Origin of the sequence: Primorskyibacter sp. S187A (assembly GCF_049800955.1) — a bacterium.
In the GTDB taxonomy this organism is placed as follows: Bacteria; Pseudomonadota; Alphaproteobacteria; order Rhodobacterales; family Rhodobacteraceae; genus JAKVBH01.
This window is the reverse complement of the sequence record NZ_JBNAGA010000002.1, coordinates 437,322-457,953: the sequence shown is the minus strand read 5'-3', so window position 1 is coordinate 457,953 and position 20,632 is coordinate 437,322. Positions and strand designations below refer to the sequence as shown.

The following is a 20,632-nucleotide window of genomic DNA, read 5'->3' as shown; positions in this document are numbered from 1 at the left end:
GTCCTCCATGTTTTGTAGAGGCTGGAATATCGCAAAATTCGCGACCTGTCACTAGCTTTGGAACGCTAGACGAAAAGCAGCGCGGAGAAGGCAACCAAAGCAATCGCCATGGACCTGTTGAAGATGCGCCACGCCAGCGGCGCTTTGAGCAGGCGCGAAACCAAATGGCCAAAAGCTGTCCAGAACAGGCACACGCCAAGATTGATACCGGAGAATGCGCTGCCCAAACGTAGCGCTTCGCCCCAAGGCGACATGTCAGACGGGAAGGCCGCGACCGCCGCGAAGGCAACGGCCCAAACCTTGGGATTGACCCATTGAAACAGGACCGCCTCCACAAACGACATCGGCCGATCCCGATCCGAGGGCGCCCCCGGAGTGGCATTCCAAAGCTGCCACGCCATGAACAAGATCCACAAGGCGGAAAGCACTGCAAGCCCCAGTCCCAACGTGGGAGCCGCTGTCAGAATTGATCCCACGCCCAATCCCGTGATACCGGCCGTAACCCCAACCCCCGCGGCAACGCCCAACAGATGCGGGAGGGTGCGCACAAATCCAAAGCGGGCACCGGAAGCCGTCAACAAAATCACATTTGGACCCGGAGAGAACAGACCCAGAAAGACAAACAGGTAGAGCGGATCACTCAGCACGGAGCAAGTCTTCCCGTGTCATCTTGAAGTCAGACGCAATCCATTGGCGCTCCAGCCTGCGCAAGGCCTCGCCCAGCGCCGGGCCAGAATAATCCTGCATCAGATCTGCGGCTTTGATGGGAAAAACCGCCTCTGCGCCCCGCTCGACATCTTGTCGGGCAAGCGCGGGCAAAGGCGTTTCCAATGCCGCCGAGCGTAAACACAAAATTTGCAAAGACGGCTCCACACCGTAGCGGTAACCCAAAACAGCTGGTCTTTCTGACCCGCCACGCTGGGCATCATAGAGCGCCAAAGCCTTGCTTTGCGCCTTGCTCAGACGCAACTGCGCCTCTGGCTCCGCGGCACCCAGGGAAACCAGTCGGGCGATGACATCGATCTGCACACCAATCTGGTTTTGCGCGTCAATAAGGACAGGAAGACTTTGCGCCGAAGCGCCCGGCAACAGAGCCTGCAAAACACCAACATGCTGCATCGTTGCGACAGCCAGGGACGGGTTGGGTGCTGTCAGCAGTTTCAAGAACTCATGAGTCACACGTTCTTTGGACAGCGCAGACAGCCCATCCAGATTGTCGGCGATTGCCGCCAGCGCCTCCTGATCCATCCCGCCCTGAGGGTCTGTGTACCACGCAGAGAAACGGAAAAAGCGCAGAATGCGCAGGTAATCCTCTTTGATCCGGTCTGTCGGATCGTCGATGAAGCGAAGTCGGCGTGCCTGAACATCTGCCAGCCCGCCCACGAAATCGCGCACCTGCCCATGCCGATCTGCATAAAGCGCGTTCATCGTGAAATCGCGGCGATGCGCATCCTCTTCGGCACTTTGCGCAAAAGCGATTGTGGCCCGGCGCCCATCGGTGGCCACATCACGCCGATAACTTGTGACCTCAAACGGCGTGCCGTTGGAAAGTATCGTGATTGTGCCGTGCTCGATCCCGGTTGGAATGGCGCGCAGTTTTGCGGCTTTGGCCAGCGCAATCACTGTCTCGGGATCCGCATTCGTCGCCATATCGACATCCGACACGGGCACGCCCAGAAGCGCATTCCGCACGCAGCCACCGACAACAAACACTTCGTGACCTTGCGCTGTGAGCGCATCAAACACTGACTGCGTCGCCGCGTCACTGAGCCAGGAACCGCACACATGTATCATGCAAGGCGCGCAGCCAGACCGCGCAAAACAGCCGCCGTGGCCCCCCAAATGTAGTAGGGTCCAAAGGGTACGGTATAAAAGTGCCGATACGTCCCGCGCCAGCGCCGCGATTGAACGAGGTAATTCTGAAGATCTGCAAGATGTGCGAGCGGCACCCAGAACACTTCCTGGACTTCGCCCGCTTCCGGTCGCTCTTCAAAAGATTTCACCAATCTTGCAACGACAGGCGTCACGACAAAGCCCGTCACAGTTTCATGTGTGGGCAGGTGCCCCAGAACCTCAACGTTTTGGGGCGGCAAACCCACTTCCTCGCGGGCCTCTCGCAATGCGGCAGAGGTCAGATCCGGATCATCTGCGTCCTGCTTGCCACCCGGAAAAGCGATTTGTCCGGGATGGTGCTTGAGAGCCGAAGACCGCTTGGTCAGTAACACCTGCGCCCCTTGATCCGTTTCCCGAACTCCGACCAAGACAGCCGCCGGCCGCAACAGGCGATTAGGTGGCAAGTTCACGGCACCGTTGAGATCGTAATCCGATGAATGTTCGGAAGTTTTCTCCAAGGCAGCGCGCAAGTGCTGCGCTATATCACCCACCATCTGCCTCAAACCCCACAGTCGCAGGATCGAGTTGATAATGCGCACCGCAGAATTGGCAATCCGCGGTTACCTTGCCGTCTTCGGTCGTCATTTTCTGAATATCCTTGGCCGAATAAATCGAAAGCGACTGACGCACGCGATCAACTGAACACGTGCAACCGAACCTGACAGGCTGCATATCAAAAACCCGCGGCTGTTCTTCATGGAACAGGCGGACAAGCAATTCCGTGGGCGCAACACTGGGCCCAATCAGCTCCAAATCTTCAACGGAATCCAGCAAGATGTTGGCGCGGTTCCAATTCTCGCTCTCGTCTTCACTCGAGAGCACATCTTGAGCCGCGAGCAACCCCTGCTCACCTGACCCACCTTCTTCACGCACCAAAGGAGACGCCTTTGGCATATGCTGCAACATGACCCCGCCCGCACGCCAATGCGCATCGCGGTCAGCTTCAATGGACTGACCAAACTTTAGCGAAAAACGCGTTGGGAGCTGTTCTGATTGCGCGAAATACGCCTCGGCGCATGCGGCAAGTGACCCCCCCGCAATAGGCGTAATGCCTTGGTATGGTTTCATACCCTCGCCTTGATCAATCATGACCGCGAAATAACCGTCTCCCAGCTGATCAAATGGGGCTGCATCCGTGACGCGGTCTCGGTCAAAACTGGCGTAAGCCCTGATCCGCGCAGGCTCGCCTTCTTCTGTGGGACCGTAGTAGTCCGTGGCGATCATGCGCACGGCGCCTTTGGTTTGCACCTGTAGCGACAGTTTCCATCGCAGTTTGATGGTCTGGCCAACGAGCGCTGTGAGCAATGCCATTTCAGCAACCAACGCTTCGACGGGGGCTGGATAATCATGTTGCTGGAGGATGCCACTCAAAACACCGTCAAGCCGAGCGACCCGCCCGCGAATGTCGGAGCGATCCAGTTGAAAGGGCAGAACCGTGTCATCCCAGACGATCGCATTCGGCGTGATCATTTCAAACTTCCTTGTGACGTGGTTTTTGGCATATCGCGGGAATATAAGAGCGACAAGCCCAACGCCAAGGAGCAAAGCTATGAACCGCAGGTATGGCCGTCCCCCGATTTCTGGCCAGCTCTATGTTCCGCGGCCAGGTGTCTACGCGATTTTGCCTGTTGGCGATGGTCTACTGGTGACACATCAAACAACACCAAAACCCGAACTGCAGCTCCCTGGAGGAGGCGTGGATCCCGGAGAACAGCCTTTGCGAGCGCTATACCGCGAAGTTCTCGAGGAAACCGGCTGGCAAATTGCGCGTCCAGTCCGCCTCGGCCAATTCAAGCGTTTTACCTATATGCCTGAATACAGCATCTGGGCTGAAAAGCTGTGCACCGTCTATTTGGCCAATCCGACAAGAAAACTCTGTGACCCATTGGAGCCGGGTCATTCGGCGGAGGTAATTTCAGTGGCGGAGGCGCTGGCATCACTCGGTAATGCGGGAGACCGGGCATTTGTAAAATCCTGGTTTAACCGGTCATGGCGCCTTTGAACTCGAAGGACACGATAGACACATCATCGGGAAAGTCACCGCCTTCCGCATAATCGGACAAACGCCACTGAATTGCCTCCAGTAATTCCGTGCCTGTCACGTCTTTGAGATCCTGAAGCATCCGAGTAACCCCTTCCTCGTCCAAAAGATTTTCGTTTGGATCCGGGCATTCAACAACGCCGTCTGACATGAGCAAGAGCCGATCACCCGGATCAAGCTCCAGAACAAAGTCTTCAAACGTTGCGTTGGGAATCAATCCTACGGGCAGACCACCGGTACCCGTGTGCTCAACGCTGCCATCTTTGCGCTGAACAACGGGGTGCGGATGTCCTGCCTGAGCGAGGCGGACCTGCCCAGTATCCAATGACACATCGGCAAGGATCATCGTAAAGTAATGCTCAGTTTCCATCTCATCGAGAATGAGCGAATTGAGATCCTCGACGACTTCACCCGGAGGGCGCAGGACATAGGTCCCGTCATCACAAAGCCTCAGCGCGACGTTTTGTGATGGCGCCGCGGCCGAAAGATAGCCCGCCAAACGGGCCGTCATCAGAGCAGAGCTGATACCATGACCGGACACATCAAGCGCAAACAAGCCCAAATGTCTTTCGTTAACCTGGAAAAAACCAACGAGGTCTCCGCCCACATGTCCACTGGAGCGAAGCATAAGGGCAAGATGCCCAGAGTGGAATTCCTTCTCACGCTCGCGCACCAGCGATTGCTGCAACTTCTTGGCTTCCTGCAAGTCATTGTCCAGAGATTGGTACAAGCCCTGCAACTCCGCCAAAGTATCTGCAATCATCCTGTTCTGATCCGTCAGCTGCTTTTGCATCAATACGATGCGCTCACCCGCTGTGATGCGGGCGCGCAGCTCATCTGCGACGAAAGGCTTGTTCAGGAAATCATCCGCACCCGCATCCAAACCTTGCGCAACAGCAGACTTGTCACTCTTTGACGTAAGCAAAATAAAGTAGGCGTAGTTTGTACTAGGGAGTGCACGAAAGGCACGACAAAACTCAAGGCCATCCATGCCCGGCATCATCCAGTCACTGAGAATGAGGTCCGGTTGGCTTTTGGTGCAAATCTCCAATGCAGCCTCACCGGAATCGGCTTCCCAAACCTCATAACCCCAGCGTTTTAGCGACGCCGCAAGGATTTTCCGCTGCAAACGGCTATCATCAACAATCAATACAGATTGCACTGATTGCTGCTCAGCGTTTCGATCTGTCTCTGTGACGTTGGCGGTAAGCAAGGTAGGCCTCATTTCCCTAGTTCATGCGCCGGTTTTGGCACCGAGGACTTAACGTCTCATGAAAGCTAAAATTGGATATGAAGCGAAACACTTTCTTTACCGCTGACGCCTAGCTTTCAGGCAAACGCGATAGCCAGAGAGGGACTCATGATCGATTGGAGCCGTGTTGGGGAACTACGAGAAGAAATCGGGCCAGAGGATTTCAGTGAGGTCGTTGATATCTTCTTGGAAGAAGTTGACGCAGCCATAGAAGCGCTGGGAGATGGATCCGCATCACTTGATGAACAGCTTCACTTCCTCAAGGGCAGCGCTTTGAACCTCGGCTTCGCGGAATTCGCTGAACTTTGCCAGAGGGGAGAAACCGAAGCCGCGAGTGGTAAAGCAGCTATCGACTTACAAGCTGTGGCGTCATGCTATCAAGCATCACGCGATACGTTCGTTGCTCATCTGTCGGACGCGTTTGCTGCCTAAACAATGAAGCTCGATAGCAATTCGTCATTCGTAATGTCCGTGTAGTCGAACCCGTTTGCATCCAACTGTCCCAGAAATGCTTCGAAATTTTCGGGTGACTTGGTTTCAATTCCGATGAGCACAGAACCGAAATTTCGCGCAGACTTCTTGAGATACTCAAACCTCGAAATGTCATCGTCGGGCCCAAGGAAACCCAGAAAGTCACGCAATGCACCTGGCCTTTGCGGCATCCTGAAGATGAAGTACTTTTTCAGCCGGGCGGATCTCTGAGCCCGTTCCTTGACCTCTGGCAAACGCTCAAAATCGAAATTGCCACCAGAGGTAAGGCAAACGACCGATTTTCCCTGAATCTTTGAGCGAATATCTTTAAGAGCATCAACGGCCAAAGCGCCTGCGGGTTCGAGTACGATCCCTTCCGAATTCAGCATTTCGAGTATCGTCGTACAGATGCGGTCTTCGGGAATCGTGAGAGAGTGCTTCAAGGACAGATCACTCAAATGCGCAAAAGGTCTCAGGCCAATCCTGCCAACCGCAGCCCCATCCACAAACGTATCAACACGGTCCAGATCAAGCGGACCCCCGTTGATAAAGGCTGCGTGGAGACACGCGCCACCTTGAGGTTCAACCAACACCGGCTCCACGCGGCCTCTCAAATATCGCCAAACACCCGATGACATCCCGCCACCACCGACAGGAAGCACAATGATATCAGGTAATTGCGCCATCTGATCTTCGATTTCGACGGCAATTGACGCCTGCCCTTCAATCACGTCTTCATCGTCAAAAGGAGACAAAAACATGCCTCCTTGTGCGCTGCACCAATCCTGGGCAGCTGCCAAGGTCTGGTCAAAATAGTCGCCGATCAAATGTATCTCAACATACAAACCACCAAAGACTTTCGTCTTCGTAATCTTTTGCTGAGGCGTTGTGACCGGCATAAAGATAACGCCGCGTTTGCCTAGCGTCTGACACATATACGCGAGGCCCTGCGCATGATTGCCCGCACTGGCACAGACAAACAACTCGGCGTCCGGATGTTTGCGCATGGCGTTGAAAGCACCGCGCAGTTTGTAGCTGCGAACCGGACTCAGATCCTCTCGCTTCAACCAGATATCGGCATCATATATGGCACTAAGATGCGCGTTTTGCTGTAGCGGCGTCGGCGGGAATATCTCCCGCATCGCGCTCTCCGCATTGCGAGCGGCAGTCTTGAACATGTCTTCCATGCCAGCACTCAACGGTTTTTTATGCGCGGTGACAAGGCCACCCATGTTTGCACGCCAGGCGGGGCGATGCGCCAATGAATGTCGATGTGATCATTCGCGAGGAAACTGCGCCCAAGGTTTTCCTGCAAAGACAGCGTGATGCACTCCTGCGTCAGCCGCACAACGTGCGCCGCGCTGAAACCGAAAAAGCGCCCGGCATGCGCACAAAGCGCCTTGTAAAGCGTCTCCTTTGCCGAAAAAGCAGCCGTCATCTTTTCTGGATTGTGTTCCAGAAGCGAGACTTCGGCAGAGTTCAACACAGAGCTGCGTATGGCCGATAGCGCCCTCTCCGTCGCGATGGCTTCGATATCCAGCCCGATAAACAGATCCGTTCGGCAGAACAGCAATACAGCAACTTGATTATTGGAATGGGAAATGCTCCCCGCCAGCCCTGACGGCCAGACAGGCGCACGCCCAGCGCCAATATGAACCGCAGTTGGCGCGAGACCCATGTGCTTTTGCAGGAGAAAACACAAAGTACGCCCCGCGAGAAACTCGGCTTGTCGCTTCAGGACGGCTCCCCTCAATCGATCCGGCAATGACACAGGCAGCGCCGCGGCATGCAGATGCTCCGGATCGAAGCCCGCGGTAGCAAGCCAACCATCCCCACAAGGCCGAATGTGCAAATCGTGCAAGAATGGCGCGCAGTCTTGCATCATCACGTCGCGAGCGATGCACCTGTTTCCATTGAAAATAGATGCACGACAGATGCATCCACGCGAACGCCTATTTTCTCGCCACGCCGCACGGGGACCTGCCCGGGCCGGTGCAAAGTGATAGGCGTGTCATCGCTGAGCGCTCCGTAAATATAAGTCTCTCCGCCCAGCTGCTCGGCGGAGTGGACTTCGCAGACCAATGCGCCATCGCTGACATCCGTGATTTCCAGATGATTGGCCCGTACCCCAAGCTCGACGTCACCGGCGCCTGCAAATGCCGTCGCGTCGATGGCGGATCCTGCCTTCAAATGCACTTGGCCCGATCGGAATTCGCCCGGAAGAAAGTTCATTTTGGGCGAACCAATGAACCCGGCCACAAATCGATTTGCGGGTGCATTATAAAGATCCAGGGGCGGCCCGTATTGCTCCAGCTTGCCATCGCGCAGCACTGCAATCTTGTCCGCCATCGTCATGGCTTCGACCTGATCATGGGTCACATAAATCATCGTATTGCCCAAACGCCTGTGCAGATCGCCAATCTCGCCACGCATGGCAACGCGCAACTCGGCATCAAGATTGGACAGCGGCTCATCAAACAAGAACACCTTGGGCTCACGCACTACGGCGCGTCCGATGGCAACACGTTGGCGCTGCCCCCCGGACAGCTGGCCCGGCTTGCGCGTCAGGTACTGGTCAAGCTGGAGCATACGGGCGGCTTGCATCACGCGTTCTTCAATCTCTGCGCGTGGCATGCCGATGTTTTCCAGTCCAAACGAGAGGTTCGCCTTGACGGACATATGCGGGTAAAGCGCATAGCTTTGAAACACCATCGCAAGGCCACGCTTGGCGGCTGAGATATGGTTAACAACCTCACCCTCGATGCAAACTGCGCCACTCGTAATGTCTTCAAGCCCGGCAATCATGCGCAGCAACGTGGACTTGCCACAGCCCGACGGCCCAACAAAAACGCAAAAATCGCCCGAAGGAATGTCCAAATCAATCCCGTGGATCACCTGCGTCGCGCCATAGGATTTGCGGATGTTCTTGAGCTCAAGTGTGGCCATTATTTCATCCCCGAATTGGCGATACCTGTGGTGATGTATTTTTGCAGGAAAACGAAGACGAGCGTTGTCGGCACCAGCGACACAACTGTCATCGCGAGGCGATAGTGCTCTTGGCTGAGATGCTCACCGCGGAACTCCAGCAAACACAATTGCAAAGTGTATGCTTCTTTCGTTGTGGCGATGGCGACCATTGGCAAAATCAGATCGTTCCAGCGCCAGATGACGGACAGAATGCCCAGCGCGGCAATTGCGGGCAACGCCAAAGGCAGGACAATCCGCCAATAGACTTTCCACTCCGTCGCACTGTCCATCCGGGCGGCCTCAATGAGTTCATCGGGGATCGTAAGCATATATTGGCGCAGTAGAAACACGCCCGCCGGCGTCGCAGCCCCCGGGATGATCACGCCCCAGATCGAGCCTGACAGGCCGGTTGCATCAATCGCTTTGAAAACCCCGACCAGCGTGATCGTGGGCGGGACCATGAGCGTCGCCAGGATGACGAAGAAAAAGACCATCTGACCGCGAAACTGATATTTCGAGAGGGAAAAGGCAGCCATCGAATTGATCAGAAGAGTCAGTAGCGTCGCGATCACAGTGACCAAAACGGAATTGGTGATGCAGGTCATGAAGTTGATATTCACGCCATAGGCCTGCCCGGTCAGGGGTTCGGAGTAATTGCCCCAGGATGGCTGGATGATCCGGGTCGCATCTACGGTCTCGATGGGCAAGCGGACAACTTGCCCTGGATTGTCCAGGGCGCGCGCGGGAAGCACGTCTTTCGTCCGATCCACATTGGGGACAGCCCAGCTCTTGATGATCCCGGTATCCGGATCAGGCGCCGTTACAAGCACTTGGCTCACCAGCCGATTGGGCTTGAATGGATCAACGCCCAGATATTCCAGAAGCAGGCGATCCTGATCATCACTCAAGGTGGAGAGCACGGCCTCGAGATCAAAGTCCTGCTTGGTCGCCGCAGGCATGGTTGCATATCGATTGAGCCACTCCGGCAAGCCCAGCTCCTCGATCATCTGCCGCGCTTGTTGCGGCACCAGACCCAGGTGAGACCGGCAAGCAAAGAAGGCATTGCCCTGCAAGGTGGCACAGAAGGCAGCGGTATCACGATCCGCTTTTTCGTCATCGGACAGATCGCGCCAGTTCAGGACCCAATCGGGCAGCCCATCAATGATCACGATCTCCCGCCCGTCGGGTCCGTTGACTGTCCCTCGGCCGACGCGCTCAAAATCTGATGGCAGAAGAGCAATATCCTGCTTTTCCAGCTGAAAGGCGGACTTTACTGAATTCAGCGCCAGCCACATGACAGGGATGAAGATCAGCAAAAACCCAACAAGCAAGTAGGCATAGGCCAACCAATCCGTCAGCGACGGGCCGTTGCGGCCTTGGGTGCGCGTGAGGAAGGACCAGACAGCACTCATCGGTTTTGCCTCGAAGTAAGGTAGATTTGAATGAGCGACAGCAGGATCAAACCAATTGCGACGAGCAGCGAGGCTGTCGCCGCAACCCCGAGCCCATTTGCGGTGGGTTGTCCGCGAAGACCGGACGTCTCGAAGATATACGCCACAAGCGATGTCCAGCGGACCTGCATCGCATAGAGTTCCTCAAAGGCCTGAAATGCCTTGATGAGCGACAAGACCATGACGACCAGCAAGGTCGGCATCAAAAGCGGCAGCGTGATGCGCCATAGCACGCGCCAATCCGAGGTCCCATCCATCTGCGCGGCCTCATAAAGGTCCTTCGGAATGGCCTGCAATCCGGCGAGCAAAATCAGCATGTAGAAGCCGAGATGCGCCCATGTGTAGACGAAGACAGACCAGAACATTGTCCAGCTTGGGTCCGTGAGCCACTGGATCGGCTCATCGATCCAGCCCCATTGCATCAGGGTCAGCGACAGGACGCCCTGCCGCTTGAGGATCAGCGTCCAGAGAAACCCCACGACGACAGGCGAGAGCATCACGGGGTAGAAAAACACAGAACGCCAGAAGCCGCGCCCGATGATCTCCCGATTGAGGACAAGCGCGGTCACCAAGGCGATCAGAACCATGATCGGCACCTGGAAAATCACGAAAACAAAGGTATCGGCAACAGCTGCCAGAAACTTGTCGTCTTCGCGGTTTTCGCCGCCTGTGTCGGGATTGGTTTCCGACAGGAGGCGCGTCAGGTTCTCGCCGCCCGCCCAATCGCGTTGTTCAAACAGGATCGACTGGCCCTCCGTCACGGAGAAGCCAACATTGATAAACATGGGCGAGAAGGTGAACAGGCCAAAGACCAGAAGGTTCGGCACAAGAAAGAGGTAAGGCAGGCCGGTTGTGCCCGCGAGGCGCTGGGTCAGCTCAAGCGGCCATCCCAGCGCGGTCATGAAGCGCGAGCGCCCTCCTCCTGTCGCTCCGCCAACGGCGAAGCCCACGAGGAAATACGCAAGCAAGGCGAGCGGCCAGCCCGTCCCGGCGAAGGCAGCATAAAGTGCATCCCACATCGGTCCGGGCCCGCGCTACGTCTTACTCAGCGATCTTCGCGGCGACATCCGCATCAATGGCGCTGAGCGCCTCATCGAGCGTCATCTCGCCTGTAATCGCTTTCGTCATGTAGTCCGGCACAACGCCGTAGATGACAAAGTTCTTGTTGTAGCCCTGGAAGGTATAGGCTTGCGGTGTGGATTCCGCCGCGACACCGGCATTGGCTGCGAAGACGGAGAGCGCCTGCGCGATTTCCGGAGCAATATCGCCGTAGTCAACACCTTCGGCCTGCAATTCAGCATGCGCGGGGATTTGGCGCGTTGCTGCAGCAAACATCGCCGCGTTGTCTTTCTGAGCAAGGAAATCAACGAAAGCAGCGGCGGCTTCAGGCTGCGACGTGGATTTGAACGCAACAACGCCCGCACCGCCCGGCATTGCACCACAGCCACCCGGACCACAGGGGATAGGAACCGCCTGCCACTCAAAGTCTTTGATGTTTTCCGCGTAGTTGTTGATCATCCACGAGCCGGACATGTGCATCGCCACATCACCGGACAGGAACAAAGGCGCCGCGTTGCGGTATTGTGTCCCGGAGCCCGCGGGCCAACCCTCTGCGGGCATCAAGCCTGACGTGTGCCACTCGAGGAATTTTTCGGCAAATGTCCGGAAGCCATCGTCTACAAGGATGGGTTCGCCCGCGTCATTGAAAAAAGCGGCGCCATAGGAAAACGCAGGACCGGCCATACGGTGCGCCGTGCGGTCCATCGCGAGACCGGCCGTCAAACCCAATGTATCTTTGACTTCGGTCAGCGCTGCCGCCCAGTCATCCCAGGTCGCGCCTTCGCCCGGCATATCGACGCCCGCGTCATCAAACATCGACACGTTGACATAAGGACCTGTGACCGTGAGGCCGGTCATCCAGCCGTAGACCCCCTGATCTTCGCCGCCGGGCGCACGGAACCACGGCAGTGTCGCACCATAGGCTTCTTCCCAGGCAGCCGTGTCCACGTAGGGAGCAAGATCAAGGTAGTATTGGTTCAGGCCACCGAGATTGGTGACACGGGCCAGATCCGGCGCGGCATCGGTTTGCAGCTGGTTTTCAAGCTGATCGCGAATGATATCGTAGCCGACCGTCTCGACCATGACGTCGACATCAGAACTGGCGTCGAATTTTGCGGCCAGCTCGCCGAGGACCTCACATTCATTGCCGTCCTGATAGCAGAGGAACTTGATCTCTTCTGCCTGCGCTGCCGTCATGGCGAGCGCGCTGGCCGCAGCCAACATAAGGGTATGTTTCGTCATTTTTCTCTCCCTGTGTCCGAGACCATCTCGGACCTTCTCTTGTGACCTTGCCTCAGCGCTTATTTTGCCCTGATGACAAGCGGGTCAGCTTCCGAGGAAACTGCCAAATTTACCGTGATGAAACACCAGCGGCGCGCCCGCGCCAAGTGTTACATGTTCGACCTTGCCCAAAACGATCGAATGATCGCCACCGTCGATCACTGACGCTTTGGAGCACTCAAAAATCGAGACCGCACCGCGCAGCATGAGCGCTCCGCCCTCGCTGAGGTAGGAATTCTCCGGTGTGAACGCCTGGCCATCTTTCGCAAAGGTCCGCGCGAGGCTGCCTTGTTCCGCATTCAGAACATTGATGGCAAATCGCTCGGCAGGCGCAAAGACGCTGTGCCGGCTGGCCGACTTCGCCACGGACCACAGGACAAGCGCAGGCTCAAGCGAGACAGATGCAAACGAATTGCACGTCATGCCAACCGGGCCTGCGTCGGTATGCGTTGTGATAACTGTGACACCTGTGGCGAACTGGCCCAGCGCATCCCGGAAACTGCGCGTATCATCTGGCGAAAAGCGTGTTGGACGTGTCATTTCTGGGTTCTGCACCATTGTGTTCATGGGACTTCCACCCCGTTTGCCGCCTCATAAAGCGCAAACCAGCTGATGCGGTCCATCTCAACCTTGCATGCGTCGGACAGATTTTTGATCCGGGACAGGTTATTCGTTCCCATCACAGGCATGATTTTGGCCGGGTGCGCCAGCAGCCAGGCAACCGCGACAGCATCCACGCCAACAGATTGCGCCTCCGCCATTTCCTTGAGCATAGCCATCAATTTCGGCGGCGCGGAGGAAAACAAGGCCCCACCGGCAAGCGGAGACCACGCCATTGGTGCAATCCCATGTTGTTGCAAATGCGCAAGATCGCCGTTCGTGAACGCATCATTGGCCAAAAGGCTCATCTCGATCTGATTGGTGATGAGCGGCGTCGACATCGCCGATTGCAAAAGCGACCAATCCCAAGGCCGGAAATTCGACACACCAATATGCGCCACTTTCCCGGAGGCAACTAACTCGTCGAGCGCAGCGCCCGTCTCGTGATGATCCATGAATGGATCCGGGCGGTGGATCAGGAGAAGATCGATGTGATCAATGTTCATATGCGTGAGCGACGCATCCACCTGCTTGTGAATATGGGCGCGCGACGTGTCATAATATTTGACAGGCACATCCGAGAACGTGCCAATCGGCGCGACGATATCGCACTTCGTCACGATCTCGACCTTTTCGCGCAGCGTAGGCGCGGCTTTGAGCGCAGCACCGAAAAGCGCTTCCGCACCATAATCGCCATAGATATCGGCCTGATCCATCGTCGTGATGCCTTGCTCCAGACAAGCTTCGACCTTGGCTTGAACCGTTGCGGGAGACGTATCTTCCACATCTCCCAAGCGCCACATGCCATAGACAAGGCGGCTCATCTCGAGGGTATCACATAGTTTAACGCGCTCCATCAGCGACGCACTCCATTTCCAAGCGGCGTGGCCGGCACATCTGCCGGCACCCGACCGTATTCCTGCGGCAGTGAGCATGTTTTCAATTCAGGCAAAACGAGTTTGCCGAAATACTCACACTCCTGAAGATGCGGATATCCCGAGAAGATAAACGCCCGGATACCCATCTTTCGATAGTCTTCGATCTCGGACATAATCTGGTCGGGCGTCCCGACCAGCGCCGCGCCGCAGCCCGAGCGCGCGCGCCCCACACCAGTCCAGAGATGGGGTTCGATGAAACCTTCATCATCCGCGTTGTCACGGTTCTTTGCCTGATGCGCGACGCCCAGCGATTTGGCATCGAGAGCGCGCTCGCGGATGGCTTGGCCTTTGTCATCGTCAAGCCGCGAGACCAGCTCACGCGCATACTCGCGCGCCTCGGCTTCCGTCTCGCGTACAATCATGTGCACACGCAATCCGTAATCGATGGTCCGCCCATAGCGATCGGCCACAGCGTGCACAGCTTTCATGCGCTCCGCCAGCTCTTCTTTCTTCTCGGGCCACATCAGATAAACATCACAATGCTCACCGCACAGCTCGAGCGCGGCAGGCGAATACCCTCCGAAATAGAGCAAAGGCCCACCGTTCTGCTGATACGGGCGCACCGGATCCGTTGTCAGGCCTTTGAAATTATAAACTTCGCCCTCGAAGTTGATTTCGTCCTGCGTCCAGGCCTGTTTGAGAATTTCAACGACTTCGCGGGAGCGCTGATAGCGATAATCTGACGATGCCGTTTCACCGGGAAAATCCGAGGAAATGATATTCACCGTCAAACGACCTTTGAGCATGTGATCGAGCGTCGCAATCGTGCGGGCCAACATGATGGGCTGCATTTCTCCACAGCGCACCGCAGCCAGCATATTGATCTGCTCGGTCAGCGGCGCATTGGCCGCAACAAAGCTCAGCGTATCTTGCCCAACCTGATAGGATGAAGGGCACAAAATATTGCGGAACCCCAATTGATCAGCTTTGCGAATGATGGCCGAAGTGTTCTCGAAGGACGATCTCAGATCGCCATCGGGTTGTCCGAGATACTGGTAATCGTCCGAACACAGCGGCGCGAACCACGACACTTCAGACGCATCCAGGCTTTCTGACCTGACCGGAACGACGGACATGCAACTCTCCCTTGCCATCTGGCTTGGGAAAGGGGTAGCAATTATGCATCATTTTATCAATGGTGTATCAATTTTAATGACTGCCCTCCCCCGACATCTGCAAATCAGCGAAATGCTTGTCCGCGAGATCAAGGCTGGCGTGCGCCTCGAAGGGGATCGCCTGCCCCCTGAGCGGGACTTCGCGAAAGAGCTTGGAGTCTCGGTTGGGACCTTGCGCAAAGCGCTGCAAGATCTTGCGGTAAAAGGCATGCTGGAGCGCGTACAGGGATCGGGCAATTACGTGCGCAACAATCCCGCCGTCAGCAATATTTACGCTTTGTTTCGGCTCGAATTGGCGTCTGGCGGCGGCCTGCCCACGGCAGAGTTGATCGCGGTGGATCGGCTCATGCTATCGCCTGACATCCCACGCATCGATGAGGCGCCCTATGCCTTCCGCTTTCGGCGCATTCGATCCCTCGATGGTATCCAGATCGCAGCCGAAGAGATCTGGCTGGGCGGCGCCCGCGCCCAACAGGTGAATGCATCAGAGGTTAGTGACAGCCTGTATCAATTCTATGCAAACCGTCTCGGTTTTCGAATCACACGCGTGGAAGATCGGGTTACAACCGCCCCGCTCACAGGGTGGGCTCTGCCCTACTTCGCGGACCTGTCTTATCCCTCATGGGGCTATATCGAACGATTTTCACGCGATGAGAACGACACGCTTGCCGAGTTCTCCCGCACATGGTTTGACCCGCAACGCGCCCGCTTCGTGGCAAGATAGGACATCAAGACAATGACACGGTACGGCATCATCGGCTGCGGCATGATGGGACAGGAACACATCCGCAATATTGCACTGCTCGACGGCGCCGTCGTGAGCGCGATTTACGAGCCAAACCCGGAGATGCTGAGCAAAGCCAGTGCGCTTGTACCGGAGGCCCGCGTTGCCGATACGCTGATCTCGCTCGTGATGGGCGATGACGTTGATTGTCTGATGATCGCCTCTCCGAATTTCCTGCATGTGGAACAGCTCAAGCAAATCACTGACCTGCGCACCTTGCCGATCCTTGTCGAGAAACCTCTCGCGACAGACCCTGCGGATGAAGCTTTCCTGCATAAACTCGTGACAGACTACGCCGCGCCGATCTGGGTCGCTATGGAATATCGCTACATGCCGCCGCTGGCCAGGTTTCTCGAATTGGCCGATGAGGCGACCGGTGGCGTCAAAATGCTGACGATCCGCGAGCATCGTTTTCCGTTCTTGCAGAAGGTGGGCCATTGGAACCGGATGAACGCCTACACGGGCGGCACGTTGGTGGAGAAATGCTGTCATTTCTTTGATTTGATGCGACTTGTGACCCGGTCAGAGCCGATGCGCGTCATGGCAACATCTGGTCAAATGGTGAACCATCTCGATGAATTCTACGACGGCGCCCGGTCCGACATCTGGGATAGCGGCTATGCCATTGTGGACTTTGCCCATGGTCAGCGGGCTATGCTGGAGCTTTGCATGTATGCGGAAGGCTCGGAATATCAGGAGGTGATCTCAGCCGTCGGACCTGCGGGCAAGATTGAGTGTTTTATCCCCGGGCCAGGGCGCTTCTGGCCGCAGGACGCGGGCCCGGAGCCGGTGTCCAAGGTGGTCATCTCGCCACGTGATCGCGGCCAAATGCGCACGATTCCCATCGAAGTGGACGAGGCCCTTTTGGCTGCGGGGGATCACCACGGCTCGACCTTCTACCAGCACGAGCGATTTCTGAAAGCTGTGCAGGGCAAGGGCGATGTCGAGGTCACGCTTCGCGATGGCTGGCGCGCGGTTGCCATGGGCATGGCGGCCCAGCGCTCGGCAGAGGAACACCGGATGGTCGAACTCAAGGAAATCAGCCCCGTCTTCGGCTAACCGAGGCCACGTCATCTGCAAGTCGGGAGTGGCGCAGCGACCTGCGGACTTGATTCCCCACACGCCGGCTCGCTCCCTTGTGAAGCCGCCCAAAAACCGCTATCGCCCGACGCGATCTGAGCCGCGAAAGGAACCCTTGATGTCTGCGCCCAAGAAAGTTGTGCTCGCCTATTCCGGCGGCCTCGATACATCGATCATTCTGAAATGGCTGCAAACCGAATACGGCTGCGAAGTTGTGACCTTCACCGCTGATCTCGGCCAGGGCGAAGAGCTGGAGCCCGCGCGCGAGAAAGCCAAGCTGCTCGGCATCAAGGACGAGAACATCTTCATCGAAGACGTGCGCGAGGAATTCGTCCGCGATTTCGTCTTCCCGATGTTCCGTGCCAATGCGCTCTATGAGGGTCTCTACCTGCTGGGAACGTCCATCGCCCGGCCTCTCATCTCCAAGCGCCTTGTCGAGATCGCGGCCGAGACAGGCGCCGATGCCGTCTCCCACGGCGCGACTGGCAAGGGCAACGATCAGGTGCGCTTCGAGCTTTCGGCCTATGCGCTCAACCCCGACATCAAGGTCATCGCGCCATGGCGGGAATGGGACCTGTCTTCGCGGACCAAGCTTCTCGATTTCGCCGAGAAGAACCAGATCCCGATCGCCAAGGACAAACGCGGCGAGGCGCCCTTCTCGGTTGATGCAAACCTGTTGCACACCTCTTCTGAAGGCAAGGTCCTCGAGGACCCCGCCGAGATGGCGCCGGATTATGTCTATCAGCGCACCGTCTCTCCCGAAGAGGCGCCCGACACGCCCGAGTTTATCGAAGTCGGCTTTGAGCGCGGTGATGCTGTCTCGATCAATGGCGAAGCGATGTCCCCCGCCACGGTCCTCACCAAGCTCAACGAGCTCGGCGGCAAACATGGCATCGGTCGTCTCGATTTTGTTGAAAACCGCTTCGTCGGCATGAAATCCCGCGGCATCTACGAGACCCCCGGCGGCACTGTTCTGCTGGAGGCCCATCGAGGCATCGAACAGATCACGCTCGATAGCGGCGCGGGCCACCTCAAGGACAGCCTGATGCCGCGTTATGCGGAACTGATCTACAACGGCTTCTGGTATTCGCCCGAGCGTGAAATGCTGCAAGCCGCCATCGACAAGAGCCAGGAACACGTGACCGGCACGGTCCGCCTCAAGCTCTACAAAGGTGCCGCCACTTGCGTAGGGCGCTGGTCGGATCACTCGCTGTACTCTGAGGCGCATGTGACGTTTGAAGAGGATGCTGGTGCCTACGATCAAAAAGACGCGGCCGGCTTCATCCAGCTGAACGCGCTGCGCCTCAAACTCCTTGCCGCACGGGATCGTCGCGTCAAAGGGTAAGGCTTACGTCTTTCAGTCTCTGATACAGTGGAAAAGCGGCCTGTGCGATGGCTGCTTTTTCTGTATCAAGCTCCGGCAATGGCCCTTCCGCGCCCGCAAAACCGGTTGAACGATGCACCGCGCCGTACCACACCGGCGCCCAAGCACCATCTGCGGCATTCCCCCCGGCCGGCCAGGACAACATCGCCGGATCAAACGCGATCTCCAGCGCATCGCATAACGTGCGAAGCATGCCTTCGGGATTTTGAAGGATATCATAGCTGTCAATCACAACGGGAGATTGGCCCAGCGCAAGGCAATGATCGTAGAGAGCGTCTTGCAGATCAAAGCCGATATCCGCCAGGGTTGGCGCTTCCCTTTTCTGCGCATAAGACGCAATGACACGGGCCGGATGCCGGATCAGGAACACATTCTTGACGTCAGCCATCCAATCGCGCGGCATGCCAGGCACCATATGCTGGCACATGTGTTTCTGATAGAAAAGAGGCCGGTCTGCGGGCTTTGATAGTTCAGCCACAACCTCCAAGCCATCTTGGGGTTGGCTGGCTAAAACCTCTTCCTGCATAGGGTGTTCAATGCCCGTTGCCGCCAGATAAGCCGCATAAAAAGGTTCATCGACAACCTGGCAATCACCGCGCTGGGCAAAGGCATACATCATTGCGGTGGACAGATTCCGCGGGCCAGACCACATCGCGATCCGTTTTGTTTCCTGCATATAAGCCTCCCCTCACAAGCTCTCACTACTTGGTGAAATCACATGTCAAACCGTTGCACGATTGGCAATGGCTGAGGAATGGTGTGGGCATGGAGGGCTGTTTCATGGCACGTTTCACAAATATCAAACTCTTCCTTCTCGGCCTCACCATCGCCTTGGGCATGGTGGCCAAAGCCAAGGAAGCGCATGCGCAATCGACAGAAACCATCATCGTTGCGGGTGGATGTTTCTGGTGTGTCGAATCCGACTTTGAAAAAGTGCGCGGCGTTAAAGAAGCAGTCAGCGGGTTTACGGGCGGCTCGATCGCCAACCCCACGTACAAGCAAGTCACGAAGGGTGGGTCAGGGCATCTTGAAGCCGTCAAGATCACGTTCAACCCCAATCAGGTGTCCGCGCGACAGCTCTATGACATGTTCTTCCGGTCTATCGACCCAACGGATGCTGGTGGTCAGTTCTGTGACCGGGGCAAAAGCTACAGCACAGCCATTTTCGTCACGAATTCAGCGCAAAATGAAGCCGCGAAAGCCGCGAAATCGAATGCACAAGCTGCATTAGGCCGCAAGATCGTCACACCGATCAAACAAGCCAGCGCATTCTACGCCGCCGATGAATATCATCAGGATTACTACAAGTCGAAGGATCGCATCCTGACACGGTTTGGACCTTTGACAAAAGCAAAGGCCTATAAACGCTACCGCACAGCCTGCGGTCGTGATGCTCGGGTCAAAGAGCTTTGGGGCAGTGCCGCACCGTTTGTCGGCGGCTGAGCTAGAAGGACGCGTCCTGCACGTCCTTGAGATCGGGAATAACGTCAGCCGTGCCCAAGCGGCTGACCATCAGGGCCGCGGCCTTTTGAGCCGTGCGAATAGCCTGCGCCATTGGTTGGCCACGATCCAATCCTGCCGCCAGATACCCCGTAAACGTATCGCCTGCTCCGGTTGTGTCGCGGACCTCAGTCTTGAAAGCTGGGAAATGCGCCGCGTCACCAGCCGCATTGATGTGTTTGCACCCGTCCGCGCCAAGTGTGACAACAACATCGTTCAAACCAAGCTCTGTCAGAGGGGTTCCGAGCGAGTGTTCAAGCTGCTCTGCTTCAACCTCGTTCAGGACAAGCAAATCCGTCAGAGGCAAGATGGCTTGCACGGCCTCAGCCGAGAACGGAGCGGCGGCGTAGAGAACTTTCATACCCCGTGAGCGTGCAATGCGCGCTGCATCCGTCTGGGCGTTGGTCTCGTTTTGCGTCAGAAACACATCCCCCGGGACACTCTCCGCCAAGGCAGCGATACATTGCGCTTCGCTGATACAATGATTGGCGCCGGGCCACAGCAGGATCAGGTTTTCGCCCTGAGTATCCACAGCAATAATCGCATGGCCCGTCTCGGCATCCACCTGGCAAATGTGCCGCGTATCGACTCCATATTCTGTCATGCGATCCACCGTCCAACGACCCTCCGGCCCAATCGCACCGATATGAACCACATGAGCAGCAGCACGGCTCGCGGCCACGGACATGTTTGTGCCTTTGCCGCCAAGACCTAGCGTCAGATCATGCGCCGCGAGGGTTTCTCCCTCCGATGGCAAATGTGGCACTTGGTATGTCTTGTCGATATTGATCGACCCGATGTTGAAGATCGTCATAT

22 protein-coding genes are annotated in these 20,632 nt (G+C 56.7%); 6 read left to right on the top strand and 16 right to left on the bottom strand.

Annotation, left to right across the window (positions count from 1 at the left end):
* Nucleotides 1-65 precede the first annotated feature (65 nt).
* The 4 genes from ACP15S_RS13195 to ACP15S_RS13180 are packed head-to-tail and all read right to left on the bottom strand — an operon-like array spanning nt 66 to nt 3,363.
* Complete coding sequence (locus tag ACP15S_RS13195; RefSeq protein WP_425040103.1) at nt 66-647, bottom strand: LysE family translocator; 582 nt, start codon at nt 645-647, stop codon at nt 66-68.
* On the bottom strand, nt 637-1,794 hold the full coding sequence (locus ACP15S_RS13190; RefSeq protein ID WP_425040102.1) for a CCA tRNA nucleotidyltransferase: 1,158 nt from the start codon (nt 1,792-1,794) through the stop codon (nt 637-639). Before ACP15S_RS13190 ends, ACP15S_RS13195 begins: the two co-directional genes overlap by 11 nt.
* Nucleotides 1,791-2,387: a CoA pyrophosphatase gene (locus ACP15S_RS13185; protein WP_425040101.1), complete on the bottom strand. Its 597-nt coding sequence runs from the start codon at nt 2,385-2,387 to the stop codon at nt 1,791-1,793. The genes ACP15S_RS13190 and ACP15S_RS13185 overlap by 4 nt, the downstream gene beginning before the upstream one ends.
* On the bottom strand, nt 2,377-3,363 hold the full coding sequence (locus tag ACP15S_RS13180) for an Hsp33 family molecular chaperone HslO (RefSeq protein ID WP_425040100.1): 987 nt from the start codon (nt 3,361-3,363) through the stop codon (nt 2,377-2,379). The genes ACP15S_RS13185 and ACP15S_RS13180 overlap by 11 nt, the downstream gene beginning before the upstream one ends.
* Before the next feature lie 79 nt (nt 3,364-3,442).
* Between ACP15S_RS13180 and ACP15S_RS13175 the strand changes: the two genes are divergently transcribed.
* Complete coding sequence (locus ACP15S_RS13175) at nt 3,443-3,895, top strand: NUDIX domain-containing protein (RefSeq protein ID WP_425040099.1); 453 nt, start codon at nt 3,443-3,445, stop codon at nt 3,893-3,895.
* On the opposite strand, the gene ACP15S_RS13170 is transcribed toward ACP15S_RS13175, so the two are convergent.
* A complete protein-coding gene (locus ACP15S_RS13170) occupies nt 3,873-5,096 on the bottom strand; it encodes a PP2C family protein-serine/threonine phosphatase (RefSeq protein ID WP_425040098.1) in 1,224 nt (407 codons plus the stop codon). The genes ACP15S_RS13175 and ACP15S_RS13170 overlap by 23 nt on opposite strands.
* A 198-nt stretch (nt 5,097-5,294) precedes the next feature.
* Here ACP15S_RS13170 and ACP15S_RS13165 point away from each other — a divergent pair, with 198 nt between their 5' ends.
* Nucleotides 5,295-5,618, top strand: coding sequence for an Hpt domain-containing protein (locus ACP15S_RS13165; RefSeq protein WP_425040097.1), 324 nt, complete (start codon nt 5,295-5,297; stop codon nt 5,616-5,618).
* On the opposite strand, the gene ilvA is transcribed toward ACP15S_RS13165, so the two are convergent.
* From ilvA to ACP15S_RS13120, 9 genes are all read right to left on the bottom strand, one after another.
* Nucleotides 5,615-6,889, bottom strand: a complete 1,275-nt coding sequence (gene ilvA / locus ACP15S_RS13160) for a threonine ammonia-lyase IlvA (protein WP_425040096.1) — start codon at nt 6,887-6,889, stop codon at nt 5,615-5,617. The two genes, ACP15S_RS13165 and ilvA, sit on opposite strands and share 4 nt — an antisense overlap.
* On the bottom strand, nt 6,853-7,539 hold the full coding sequence (locus ACP15S_RS13155) for a 4'-phosphopantetheinyl transferase family protein (RefSeq protein ID WP_425040901.1): 687 nt from the start codon (nt 7,537-7,539) through the stop codon (nt 6,853-6,855). The genes ilvA and ACP15S_RS13155 overlap by 37 nt, the downstream gene beginning before the upstream one ends.
* Before the next feature lie 2 nt (nt 7,540-7,541).
* A complete protein-coding gene (locus ACP15S_RS13150; RefSeq protein WP_425040095.1) occupies nt 7,542-8,603 on the bottom strand; it encodes an ABC transporter ATP-binding protein in 1,062 nt (353 codons plus the stop codon).
* On the bottom strand, nt 8,603-10,036 hold the full coding sequence (locus ACP15S_RS13145) for a carbohydrate ABC transporter permease (protein WP_425040094.1): 1,434 nt from the start codon (nt 10,034-10,036) through the stop codon (nt 8,603-8,605). Before ACP15S_RS13145 ends, ACP15S_RS13150 begins: the two co-directional genes overlap by 1 nt.
* Nucleotides 10,033-11,094 carry a carbohydrate ABC transporter permease gene (locus ACP15S_RS13140; protein WP_425040093.1) on the bottom strand — a complete coding sequence of 354 codons (1,062 nt, stop codon included), beginning with the start codon at nt 11,092-11,094 and terminating at the stop codon, nt 10,033-10,035. The genes ACP15S_RS13145 and ACP15S_RS13140 overlap by 4 nt, the downstream gene beginning before the upstream one ends.
* A 22-nt stretch (nt 11,095-11,116) precedes the next feature.
* Nucleotides 11,117-12,376: an ABC transporter substrate-binding protein gene (locus tag ACP15S_RS13135; protein ID WP_425040092.1), complete on the bottom strand. Its 1,260-nt coding sequence runs from the start codon at nt 12,374-12,376 to the stop codon at nt 11,117-11,119.
* A gap of 84 nt (nt 12,377-12,460) precedes the next feature.
* Nucleotides 12,461-12,955 (bottom strand): flavin reductase family protein, encoded by a 495-nt coding sequence (locus ACP15S_RS13130; RefSeq protein WP_425040091.1) that lies wholly within the window; start codon nt 12,953-12,955, stop codon nt 12,461-12,463.
* Between the two features lie 23 nt (nt 12,956-12,978).
* Nucleotides 12,979-13,872 (bottom strand): aldo/keto reductase, encoded by an 894-nt coding sequence (locus ACP15S_RS13125; protein WP_425040090.1) that lies wholly within the window; start codon nt 13,870-13,872, stop codon nt 12,979-12,981.
* Nucleotides 13,872-15,029 carry an LLM class flavin-dependent oxidoreductase gene (locus ACP15S_RS13120; protein ID WP_425040089.1) on the bottom strand — a complete coding sequence of 386 codons (1,158 nt, stop codon included), beginning with the start codon at nt 15,027-15,029 and terminating at the stop codon, nt 13,872-13,874. Before ACP15S_RS13120 ends, ACP15S_RS13125 begins: the two co-directional genes overlap by 1 nt.
* A gap of 76 nt (nt 15,030-15,105) precedes the next feature.
* On the opposite strand from ACP15S_RS13120, the gene ACP15S_RS13115 reads away from it, so the two are divergent.
* From ACP15S_RS13115 to ACP15S_RS13105, 3 genes are all read left to right on the top strand, one after another.
* On the top strand, nt 15,106-15,792 hold the full coding sequence (locus ACP15S_RS13115; protein WP_425040088.1) for a GntR family transcriptional regulator: 687 nt from the start codon (nt 15,106-15,108) through the stop codon (nt 15,790-15,792).
* Nucleotides 15,793-15,804: 12 nt separating this feature from the next.
* A complete protein-coding gene (locus ACP15S_RS13110) occupies nt 15,805-16,911 on the top strand; it encodes a Gfo/Idh/MocA family protein (RefSeq protein ID WP_425040087.1) in 1,107 nt (368 codons plus the stop codon).
* 139 nt (nt 16,912-17,050) lie between these two features.
* Entirely contained in the window at nt 17,051-18,277 is a 1,227-nt protein-coding gene (locus ACP15S_RS13105; RefSeq protein WP_425040086.1) for an argininosuccinate synthase, read from the top strand.
* Here ACP15S_RS13105 and ACP15S_RS13100 read toward each other — a convergent pair.
* On the bottom strand, nt 18,267-18,992 hold the full coding sequence (locus ACP15S_RS13100; protein ID WP_425040085.1) for an HAD family hydrolase: 726 nt from the start codon (nt 18,990-18,992) through the stop codon (nt 18,267-18,269). The two genes, ACP15S_RS13105 and ACP15S_RS13100, sit on opposite strands and share 11 nt — an antisense overlap.
* 104 nt (nt 18,993-19,096) lie before the next feature.
* Between ACP15S_RS13100 and msrA the strand changes: the two genes are divergently transcribed.
* A complete protein-coding gene (msrA, locus tag ACP15S_RS13095) occupies nt 19,097-19,759 on the top strand; it encodes a peptide-methionine (S)-S-oxide reductase MsrA (protein ID WP_425040084.1) in 663 nt (220 codons plus the stop codon).
* 1 nt (nt 19,760) lies between these two features.
* Here msrA and ACP15S_RS13090 read toward each other — a convergent pair whose 3' ends face one another.
* A complete protein-coding gene (locus ACP15S_RS13090) occupies nt 19,761-20,630 on the bottom strand; it encodes a ribokinase (RefSeq protein WP_425040083.1) in 870 nt (289 codons plus the stop codon).
* Nucleotides 20,631-20,632 lie beyond the last annotated feature (2 nt).

Bases quoted from the DNA above. Each gene is read 5' to 3' on its own strand.
- ACP15S_RS13180 (WP_425040100.1), bottom strand. From the start codon at position 3,363: ATGATCACGCCGAATGCGATCGTCTGGGATGACACGGTTCTGCCCTTT.
- ACP15S_RS13140 (WP_425040093.1), bottom strand. From the start codon at position 11,094: ATGTGGGATGCACTTTATGCTGCCTTCGCCGGGACGGGCTGGCCGCTC.
- msrA (WP_425040084.1), top strand. From the start codon at position 19,097: ATGGCACGTTTCACAAATATCAAACTCTTCCTTCTCGGCCTCACCATC.
- ACP15S_RS13155 (WP_425040901.1), bottom strand. From the start codon at position 7,539: ATGCAAGACTGCGCGCCATTCTTGCACGATTTGCACATTCGGCCTTGT.
- ACP15S_RS13090 (WP_425040083.1), bottom strand. From the start codon at position 20,630: ATGACGATCTTCAACATCGGGTCGATCAATATCGACAAGACATACCAA.
- ACP15S_RS13110 (WP_425040087.1), top strand. From the start codon at position 15,805: ATGACACGGTACGGCATCATCGGCTGCGGCATGATGGGACAGGAACAC.
- ACP15S_RS13145 (WP_425040094.1), bottom strand. From the start codon at position 10,036: ATGAGTGCTGTCTGGTCCTTCCTCACGCGCACCCAAGGCCGCAACGGC.
- ACP15S_RS13125 (WP_425040090.1), bottom strand. From the start codon at position 13,872: ATGGAGCGCGTTAAACTATGTGATACCCTCGAGATGAGCCGCCTTGTC.
- ACP15S_RS13105 (WP_425040086.1), top strand. From the start codon at position 17,051: ATGTCTGCGCCCAAGAAAGTTGTGCTCGCCTATTCCGGCGGCCTCGAT.
- ACP15S_RS13135 (WP_425040092.1), bottom strand. From the start codon at position 12,376: ATGACGAAACATACCCTTATGTTGGCTGCGGCCAGCGCGCTCGCCATG.
- ACP15S_RS13175 (WP_425040099.1), top strand. From the start codon at position 3,443: ATGAACCGCAGGTATGGCCGTCCCCCGATTTCTGGCCAGCTCTATGTT.
- ACP15S_RS13115 (WP_425040088.1), top strand. From the start codon at position 15,106: ATGACTGCCCTCCCCCGACATCTGCAAATCAGCGAAATGCTTGTCCGC.
- ACP15S_RS13190 (WP_425040102.1), bottom strand. From the start codon at position 1,794: ATGATACATGTGTGCGGTTCCTGGCTCAGTGACGCGGCGACGCAGTCA.
- ACP15S_RS13100 (WP_425040085.1), bottom strand. From the start codon at position 18,992: ATGCAGGAAACAAAACGGATCGCGATGTGGTCTGGCCCGCGGAATCTG.
- ACP15S_RS13120 (WP_425040089.1), bottom strand. From the start codon at position 15,029: ATGTCCGTCGTTCCGGTCAGGTCAGAAAGCCTGGATGCGTCTGAAGTG.
- ACP15S_RS13185 (WP_425040101.1), bottom strand. From the start codon at position 2,387: ATGGTGGGTGATATAGCGCAGCACTTGCGCGCTGCCTTGGAGAAAACT.
- ACP15S_RS13130 (WP_425040091.1), bottom strand. From the start codon at position 12,955: ATGACACGTCCAACACGCTTTTCGCCAGATGATACGCGCAGTTTCCGG.
- ACP15S_RS13150 (WP_425040095.1), bottom strand. From the start codon at position 8,603: ATGGCCACACTTGAGCTCAAGAACATCCGCAAATCCTATGGCGCGACG.
- ACP15S_RS13165 (WP_425040097.1), top strand. From the start codon at position 5,295: ATGATCGATTGGAGCCGTGTTGGGGAACTACGAGAAGAAATCGGGCCA.
- ilvA (WP_425040096.1), bottom strand. From the start codon at position 6,889: ATGGGTGGCCTTGTCACCGCGCATAAAAAACCGTTGAGTGCTGGCATG.